Origin of the sequence: Vasconcelosia minhoensis LEGE 07310 (assembly GCF_015207255.1) — a bacterium.
Classification (GTDB): Bacteria; Cyanobacteriota; Cyanobacteriia; order Phormidesmidales; family Phormidesmidaceae; genus Vasconcelosia; species Vasconcelosia minhoensis.
The window spans coordinates 1-2227 of the sequence record NZ_JADEXG010000143.1; the positions used below are offsets into that span (position 1 = coordinate 1).

At 62.2% G+C, this 2227-nt stretch carries 2 protein-coding genes; both read left to right on the forward strand.

Going from position 1 to position 2227, the window contains the following annotated elements:
- Nucleotides 1–77 precede the first annotated feature (77 nt).
- Nucleotides 78–1967, forward strand: a complete 1890-nt coding sequence (locus IQ241_RS25130) for a type I polyketide synthase (RefSeq protein ID WP_193912541.1) — start codon at nucleotides 78–80, stop codon at nucleotides 1965–1967.
- Nucleotides 1968–1971: 4 nt separating this feature from the next.
- Nucleotides 1972–2227: SDR family NAD(P)-dependent oxidoreductase (locus IQ241_RS25135; protein WP_193912543.1), on the forward strand; the 256-nt coding region annotated here is incomplete at its 3' end.

Sequence of the window (2227 nt, forward strand, 5' to 3'; positions counted from 1 at the left end):
CTCCCCCACTCCCCTCTCCGAAGCCGAAGCCGAAGCCCAACTCCTCGCCGAACTAGACCAGCTCAATCTCTAACCCCATGAGTCTGCCCCCCGATCCAGAAGCGTCACCCACCCAGCGAGCCCTCCAGGCCGTCCGTCAGCTCAAAGCCCGGGTTGCAGAATTAGAGCGCTCCCAGGCTGAACCCATCGCTATCATCGGCATGGGCTGCCGCTTCCCCGGCGGCGCAGAGAATCCCGAGCGCTACTGGCAGCTGTTGCAAAAGGGCAAAGACGCCATTACTGAAATTCCCCCCGACCGTTGGGATGTAGCCGAGTACTACAGCCCCGACCCCGGAGCCGCAGGCAAAATGATTTCGCGTCACGGCGGCTTTGTCCCCGACCCCTACGGATTTGACGCACCGTTCTTTCGTCTGGCTCCTCGCGAGGCGCTCTGCCTGGACCCGCAGCAGCGGCTATTTCTCGAAGTCAGCTGGGAAGCGCTAGAACAGGCCGGAGTAGCAGCAGAGCGGCTGCAGGGCGAGGCGACCAGCGTGTTCGTGGGCATTTGCAGCGTGGACTACTGGCAGCGGCTGCTGGCTCAGCCCGCTTCCGACGGCGATGCCTACGTAACGACGGGCAACACCCACAGCGTCACCGCTGGGCGGCTGTCCTACCTGCTAGGAGTAACCGGGCCGAGTATTGCTCTGGATGCGGCCTGTGCGTCGTCCCTGGTGGCCGTTCATCTGGCCTGTCAGAGTTTGCGGCTGGGTGAATGCCATTTAGCGATCGCGGGCGGCGTCAACCGGATCATCACCCCCGACGCCAGCATCCACTTTTCCAAAGCCCGAATGCTCTCACCCGAGGGCCGCTGCCGCACCTTCGATGCCGCTGCCAATGGCTTCGTCCGAGGAGAAGGAGGCGGGGCCGTGGTGCTGAAGCGACTCAGCCAGGCAGAAGCCGACGGCGACCCAATTTTGGCCCTGTTGCTGGGCTCAGCCGTCAATCACAATGGCCGCACTAGCAGCCTGACTGCACCCAACGGTCCGGCTCAGCAGGCCGTCATCCGTCAGGCGCTGGCGGTAGGACAGATCGACCCCACTGCGGTTAGCTATGTGGAAACCCACGGCACCGGCACCGCCCTGGGTGACCCGATTGAGCTAGCGGCCCTGGGTCAGGTTTTCGTTAAACGTTCGGCGGCTGACCCGCTAGCGCTGGGCGCTGGAAAAACCAATATCGGCCATTTAGAAGCCGCTGCGGGTATCGCGGGCCTAATCAAAACCGTGCTGGCCCTACAGCATCGAGAGCTGCCCGCCAATCTGCATTTGAAAACGCCAAACCCCGACGTGGACTGGGCAAGGCTCCCCCTCCAGCCGCTGACGCAGTCTCAGTCCTGGACTGCCGATCGGCGGATTGCCGGGGTCAGCGCCTTTGGTTTCAACGGCAGCAATGCCCATGTCGTCGTCGCAGAGCCCCCATCGCCGCCGCCGTCCCGATTGGGACAGGGGCCGTATCTACTGGCCCTTTCAGCTCGGACGGACGCCGCTCTGAAACAGCTTGTCCAGCGTTATGAGTCTCACCTAACGACTCATCCCGACCTCAGCTTGGGCGACATTTGCTACACCGCGATCGCGGGACGCTGCCACTTCAACCACCGCCTGGCCATGATCGCAGACTCCCTGCCAGAGCTGCTGCATACCTGTCGAGCCTTTCTGCAAGACCAGCCAGCCGCCAACTGGGTGCAGGGCCGAGCCGAGCCAACGGGCAGTAAAACCATCCCGATCTCAACCCGCGATGGTATGCTAACGGCTGAGCAAACGCCTTTAGCAGGACCCGATGGGCTCAATCAGCTGGCGCGGCTCTATGTGCAGGGCGCAAATCTAGAGTGGACAAATCGCGCCCATCGCAAAGTCCCGCTACCGACCTATCCCTTCCAACGCCAGCAATACGGCTTGGGGGCTCTCACCCAGCGAAGCGGAATGAAATCCTGACTCTATGAGCATACCGCCCCACTCAAACCCCTATCCCCACGCGGTTGTCACCGGCGGCTCCAGCGGCATTGGCAAAGCCCTAGCGCGGCAATTGGCCGGGCAGGGCTACCATATTTCGATTATTGCCCGACGGCAGCGTCAGCTAGAAACCGCGCAGGCAGAGATGATGGCCGCCTGTTGCGATGCAGACCAGAAGGTACAGCATTTCTCAGCAGATGTGGCCAATCGAGAACAGATTGAAGGCGCGATCGCAACTGCCA

What these genes read in the sequence shown, in the direction of transcription:
- IQ241_RS25130 (WP_193912541.1), top strand. Translation starts at nt 78, where the DNA reads ATGAGTCTGCCCCCCGATCCAGAAGCGTCACCCACCCAGCGAGCCCTC.